The following is a 5290-nucleotide window of genomic DNA, read 5'->3' on the forward strand; positions in this document are numbered from 1 at the left end:
GATAGAGGCCGCCGATCAGAACGACGATGGTCGCGATGTCGAGCAGCGCCCAGATGATTTTCAGCGGCAGCCCGCCATAGTCACCGAAATGCAGCGGCTGCGACATGAACAGCGCGGTCGCGTACCACGGCATGTCGCGCACCGAGACCACCTGCCCGGTCGACGCATCGGCGAGTGCCGGCTTGAGGATGCGGCTGGTGATCGGCGTATTGCCGGTGAGAAAGATCGCGACGTGCGACGGGGTGGCGAACGGCGTCCCCGGAAACGCCACCGTCATCACGTTCATCCCCGGCACCGCGGCACGGACGTCGCGTAGCACGGCATCGGTCGACGCACGTTGTCCCGCGATCTCGGCAGGCCTCGCCTGCGCCGCCATCTCGACGAGCTGATTGGCCTGCCAGGCGAGTTCGATCGGCGCTGCCAGCGTGTTGATGACGCCGGTGAAGCTGACGACACCGAACCAGGCCAGCGTCACGATACCGAGCAGATTGTGCAGGTCGAGCCAGGTGCGCCAGCGGCTGCCGTCGGTCCGCACCACGCCGAACGCAAGCCGGCGGGTGAACGGGCCGTACAGCACCACGCCGGATACGATCGCAACGACCAGCAACAGCCCCATGAATCCAAGAAACAGCGTGCCCGGCACTCCGCCGAACAGGTCGAGATGCAGCCGAGTCATCACATACAGAAAGCCCTCATTGGGCTGCGGGATCTCGATCTGCTGCCCGGTGCGGGTGTCGAACACCTGGTAGTGAAATGACGCCGGATCGGCCGTCATCGAGGCAGCGGTCGGCACCTTCAGGATCGGATGCTCCCGATCGTAGAACAGATACGGCACCACCTCGCCCGGCCGCGCCGCGAGGGCGCGCGCGACCATCGAGTCCACCGATGCACTGCCCGGCGGCGCGGTCGTCGCCACGAGCTGCAGGTCGGGACCAAGCTCGTCCTTGAAGATCAGCGGCAGCCCGGTGAGACAAAGCAGCAGTGCGAACACCGTGCAGACAAGGCTGCTCCAGCGATGCACCCACACCCACAGTCGAACGGCACGCCGCGTCATCGGCGGCGCGCCCTTTTCAGGTCGATCATCACCACCGGTACCGGATCCCGGCCAGCACGGTGCGGCGGTTGCCGAACTGACAGTAGAACCCCGACGAACAGCTCGAATAGTATTCCTTGTCGAACAGGTTGTTGACGTTGAGCGTCAGCGTCGTGCCCTTCAGGCTCGGCGCCACATTCGCGAGATCGTATTTCAGGGCCGCATCGACCACCGTGTAGGCCGGCGTGCGCAGCGTGTTGGCATCGTCGCCGTAGCTAGCGCCGACATGGCGGATGCCGCCACCGAATGTCAGACCGGTGACCGGGCCGGACTGGAACGTGTAATTCGCCCACATCGAGCCAAAGAAGTCCGGAACGGCCTGCGGCCGGTTGCCGACGATCAGGGCATTCGATGATCGCGCCACCCGTGTGTCGAGGAACGTCAACGCGCCGATCAGCTCGAGGCCGCCGGTAACGTTGCCGCGGGCTTCCAATTCGACGCCCTTGGACCGGACCTCGCCCTGCTGCACGTTGAAGCCCGGCACCGATGACGGGCTCAGCACATCCTGCTGACGGATGTCGAACACCGACGCGGTGAACAGCATCGGCAGGAAGGTCGGCTGATACTTGATGCCGCCCTCGTACTGCTCGGCCGTGGTCGGGATGAACGGCTGCCCGTCGACACCGACGCCGGTGACGGGCTCGAACGACGTCGAATAGCTGACATAGGGCGCAACGCCGCTGTCGAACAGATACAGCAGGCCTGCCCGATAGGTGGTCTTGTCGTCCGACTGATTGGAGCGCGATCCGGCGAGCCGGCTGTCGGTGCTCTGCTCGGCCCAATCGTGGCGGACGCCGAGCGTCGCGCGCCATCCGCCCAAGCTGATCTGATCCTGCGCATAGAGGCCAGTCTGCGACAGCTTCTGGCCGTTGTCGATCAGCGAGGCGAGCGAGCCGACCGGCTGATTATACACCGGACTAACGACATTGAGGGCGGTCGCGGCACCGAGCTGGTAGGTCCAATTGCTGAGGGTGTTCTGATAATCGACGCCGGTGATGACCTTGTGCTGAAGCGCGCCGGTGGCGAAATCGAACTGCACGCGATTGTCGGTCGACAGCCCGCCGACATCTTCGATCGAGCGCAATGCCCAGCGCGGGATCGTGCCGGTGGCGGCGAGAGGTGCGTTCATCTGCAGCGACTTGAAGTCGACGTCGACGTGCGAATAGCGCAGGCTCGATTTGACGCTGACGACCTCGTTGAGCCGTTTGTCGAACTGATAGCCGATGCCGTACTGCTCACGCTCGAACGAGTCGAAGCCGGGATCGCCGACATTGAGCTTGGAGTTCAGGTATGGCCGGTACTGCAGCGGCGCCAGCGAGGTCGGATACAGCGAGTTGAAATAGCCGCCCTTCGGGTCTTTCTGGTAGTAGCTCTGAACGGTGAAGCGCGTGTCCGCATCGGGCGCCCAGGTCAAAGCCGGCGCGACGGCGAAGCGCTGCTCATCGACATTGTCGTAGCGCGTGCCGGAGGTGCGGCCGATCGCGCTCAGGCTGTAGAGCCAATGGCCGTCCTTATCGAGCGCGCCCTGGCTGGTGACGCCGGACTGGAAGCGGCCATAGCTGCCACCCTCGACGCGGACTTCATTGTAAGGCACTGCGCTCGGCATCCGGCTGACCTGGTTGACCAGGCCGCCCGGGCTGGTCTGCCCATACAGCACCGCCGAAGGTCCCTTCAGCACCTCGACGCGGTCGAGCAGGAACGGATCGATCGCGGTGTTGGCGAAGGCCTGGCCACGCGGCAGCTTCAAGCCGTCGAGGAAACTGACGTAGTTGGTCGCGGTGCCGAACGCGCCGAAGCCGCGGATGAAGACGCTATCGAAACGCGAATTGGTGTCGGCATCCGACAGCACGCCGGCGCTGTAGCGCAGCGCATTGGCAACGGTCTGAACGTTCTGATCGTCCATCTGGCGCCGCGTGACAGTCGAGATCGACTGCGGCGTTTCCAGCACCGGGGTATCGGTCTTGGTCGCCGTTGCGGACGTGCGGACAACGTAACGATCTGAGGTGTTGCTGGGGGTGACCGGACGCGCCGCCGGCGTCGCCTGTTCGCGGGCCGGGGTCCGCGCCGGCACGGCGCGTTGAACTGCGGGGGCTGGCTGCGCACGGCGCACTGCGCGCCGCTCGGCGGGCTGCACGGTGACCGGCGGCAGCGCCACTGATGCTTCACTCGCGCTCTGCGCCAGCGCTTCGGGGCCGCCACTCAGCGACAGCGCAATCGCGACGCCGACGACAATCTTGTTCTCGCTTCCCATCCGATTTCCCCCAGATACCTCGTCTCGAGGCGGGCGGGAGATAAACGGGACGGGACCGTCCTGTCCAGACAGATTGCCAAGCGATTGCAAATCTGGGATTGGAATTGCTCGAAACAGTTTGCGTCGCCGAGGCGACGATCAAGGACCTGCATGCCGACCCTGACCACCGCTTCAAAAGGCGGACGTCCGCGCAAAAGCGATGTCGAAGCGAAGTCGCTTTACATCATCGAGACGGCGTCGCGCCTGTTCGCGCAGCAGGGCTTCGCTGCGACCTCCGTCGAGCAGGTCGTAGCGGCATGCGGGGTCGGCAAGGACACGGTGTATCGACGATTCCCCTCGAAGCTGGCGTTGTTCGAAGGCGTCGTCGAGCACGCGCGGGCGCAGACGCTCGCGCACTTCCAGACCACGATGGCGAGCCAGACCGGGGATGCGCTGACGCAACTTCGCGCGGCGGCGCGCTGGCTGCTCGCCACCAACGTCGATCCCACGCTGATCGCATTCAAGCGCATCGCCTTCAGCGAAGCGATCGTGGTCGGTCAGGCCGTTGCCGACCGTGCCGACGATCCGATCATGGACCGGCTGCTGTCGCTGATCGGCGAGGCGCAGAAGGCCGGCGCCCTCGCCCGTGGCGACGCACGTTTTCTCGCGGGCCAGCTTCTCAACAGCATCGCGATGGGGCCGATGATCGAGGCGATGCTGGGCGGGACGACCTACGCGTCGACCCGCGCCCAGAACGCCTATTTCGACAAGGCCTGGGCGCTGTTTCTGGGCGGCGCCGGCGCCTGATCGTCGGTTCGGCCGCCAGCCTCAGGCCGACTTGATGTAGTCATGCAGCGCCTGCTGCTCGTGCTCGTATTCGGACAGCCGCGATTTGACGATGTCGCCGATCGAGATCAGACCGACGACGCGGTCGTGCTCCATCACCGGCAGATGCCGAAATTTGCCCGCGGTCATCCGCTCCATGATCTCGCCGACGGTGTCATCCTGACGGCAGGTGAACACGTCGCGCGTCATCACCGCGCCGATCGGCTCATCCAGCGCGGTCGGTCCGCGGTCGGCGAGCACACGAACGACGTCGCGCTCCGACAGGATGCCTTCGAGCCGCGTGCCGTGCATCACCAGCACCGCGCCGATCCGTCGTTCGGCCAGTGTCTTCACCGCGGACGCGAGCCGCGCCGCGGCTTCGACGGTGTGGATGTAACGGCCTTTGGATTCCAGAATCGCACGCACGGTCATGGTCGCCTCCCATAACGCCGCCTGCCGAGCCCGGCGGCTGTTGTTGTGACACTGCAGCGGATCAGTCACGGCGATGCGTGGAATGGACGCTCGACAGAATCAGCGGGCAAAGCGCGGCGCCGATTCCCATTCCCAGCCCGGCGCAAATCAGCGCCAGGTGCGATGACACCGCAACAATGCGGCGATTCAGCGATAGATGCAAACTATTCGCAACTGCGAACAGCTGCTGCGGCGCGTCAGGCGCGCGCCTCAGGGACGCGCGGCACCGGATCGAACAACGAGAACAGCAGCAGCCCGGCGAAGAAGCCGCCGATATGCGCCTGCCAGGCGACGCTGGCGCCCTCGTTGCCGATCGCGATCGAGCCGATCCCGAAGATGATGTTGATGCCGAACCAGATCCCGAGGAACGCCAGCACCCGCGGATCGCGCAGCGCCCTCAGCAGCGGCTGCGCCGGTACCTTCGCCGCCGCATCGGCATCGCCGCGGCGCAGCGACAGGAAGCTGCCGCGGACGAAGGCGAAACGGATCGCCGCCGCCATCGCGCCGGACACCGAGGCCGACGCGCCGATCATTGGGGCGACGTCATGGGAATGGGTGAGCAGATGCGCGAACGCGCCGGCCGCCGCCGTCACCGCCATGAACACGAAGAACCGCAGGCTGCCGAACCGCCGCGCCAGCGCGCTACCAAACGGCAGCAACCACAGCACGTT

The 5290-nt window shown here is 65.5% G+C and carries 5 protein-coding genes; 1 reads left to right on the forward strand and 4 read right to left on the reverse strand.

Translation table 11 applies throughout. The features are described 5' to 3' along the window. Together DYI24_RS20435 and DYI24_RS20440 are read right to left on the reverse strand one after the other, a co-directional pair. Nucleotides 1-1054 (reverse strand): PepSY-associated TM helix domain-containing protein (locus DYI24_RS20435; RefSeq protein ID WP_164573612.1); only part of this gene is annotated, 1054 nt, incomplete at its 3' end. Nucleotides 1055-1082: 28 nt separating this feature from the next. Next, on the reverse strand, nucleotides 1083-3344 hold the full coding sequence (locus DYI24_RS20440) for a TonB-dependent siderophore receptor (protein ID WP_164573613.1): 2262 nt from the start codon (nucleotides 3342-3344) through the stop codon (nucleotides 1083-1085). A gap of 150 nt (nucleotides 3345-3494) precedes the next feature. Here DYI24_RS20440 and DYI24_RS20445 point away from each other — a divergent pair, with 150 nt between their 5' ends. Then, entirely contained in the window at nucleotides 3495-4130 is a 636-nt protein-coding gene (locus tag DYI24_RS20445; RefSeq protein WP_164573614.1) for a TetR/AcrR family transcriptional regulator, read from the forward strand. 21 nt (nucleotides 4131-4151) lie between these two features. Here the strand turns inward: DYI24_RS20445 and DYI24_RS20450 are convergent, their stop codons facing one another. After that, entirely contained in the window at nucleotides 4152-4580 is a 429-nt protein-coding gene (locus tag DYI24_RS20450; protein WP_164573615.1) for a CBS domain-containing protein, read from the reverse strand. 236 nt (nucleotides 4581-4816) lie between these two features. Continuing rightward, a partial coding sequence (locus DYI24_RS20455) for a rhomboid family intramembrane serine protease (RefSeq protein ID WP_164573616.1) occupies nucleotides 4817-5290 on the reverse strand: 474 nt, incomplete at its 5' end.

Origin of the sequence: Rhodopseudomonas sp. BR0C11 (assembly GCF_010820945.1) — a bacterium.
Taxonomy (GTDB): domain Bacteria; phylum Pseudomonadota; class Alphaproteobacteria; order Rhizobiales; family Xanthobacteraceae; genus Rhodopseudomonas; species Rhodopseudomonas palustris_H.

Excerpts from the sequence above, each read along its gene's own strand:
- DYI24_RS20440 (WP_164573613.1), bottom strand. The coding sequence starts at position 3,344 with ATGGGAAGCGAGAACAAGATTGTCGTCGGCGTCGCGATTGCGCTGTCG.
- DYI24_RS20445 (WP_164573614.1), top strand. The coding sequence starts at position 3,495 with ATGCCGACCCTGACCACCGCTTCAAAAGGCGGACGTCCGCGCAAAAGC.
- DYI24_RS20450 (WP_164573615.1), bottom strand. The coding sequence starts at position 4,580 with ATGACCGTGCGTGCGATTCTGGAATCCAAAGGCCGTTACATCCACACC.